Source organism: Mycobacterium sp. NGS57 (assembly GCF_059812405.1).
On record NZ_JCALCP010000033.1, the window covers coordinates 1 to 765 of the forward strand.

General features: G+C 69.2%; 1 protein-coding gene. It reads right to left on the minus strand.

Annotated features, from left to right (window positions below):
* Positions 1-746, minus strand: a 746-nt coding sequence (locus AC5Y43_RS24950; protein ID WP_499977298.1) for a DUF222 domain-containing protein, incomplete at its 3' end; no start/stop codon positions are given.
* Between the last annotated feature and the right edge of the window lie 19 nt (positions 747-765).

Consider the following 765-nt stretch of genomic DNA (forward strand, 5'->3'; position numbering starts at 1 on the left):
AGCAGCGGGCCCAGATGCAGCCCAGCGACGCGCTCCTTGACGTCGAGATGCATCACCACGGTGGTGTGCTGCCCGTGCGGGCGGCGCGCCACTTCGGCATCCCATCCGGTCTCGACCAGACGCATAAACGCATCGGCGGTAGTGGGCAACGGCGGCGCAGCATCGGATGCGCGGTCGCCGCTGTCGCGATCGCGCTTCCACTCGGCGATCAGCGCATCAAGATGCGATTGCAGCGCCGCGTCGAACTTCGCCGCATCGGGCGGCGGAAGCTTGATCCGCCAGCAGCTGGAGTTCTCGTCGGTGTGCTTGGTGATCGACCGCTGCGGTTCGGGGCGAGGTTCGGGTTCGGGTCGCGGTTCGAGTTTGACCGCGGTGCGCAGCTGGCTGACCGTGGCGACCGCCGCGAGCTGCGCGTAGTGCTCATCGGATCCCTCGCCCGCGCGTGCGGCGATGACGCCCACCTGATCCAGCGACAGCCGACCCTCCCGCATGCCTGCCGCGCAGCGCGGAAACTCCTGCAGCCGGCGCGCCACGGTGGTGATCGTGTGGGCGTTGGCCGACGACGCACCCAGCCTCCAGGCCACCAACGCCGCCACCGACCGCGCACCCGTCATCCCGCACAGCTCGTCGCGATCGATCTCCGCGGCGATCTCCACGAGGCGCCCATCAATCGCATTGCGCTGCCCGGCCAACTCCGCGAGCTCCTCGAACAACACCGCAAGACGCTCTTTGGGAGTGGCCTCCACGGCGTCAGCCGATGCGGTC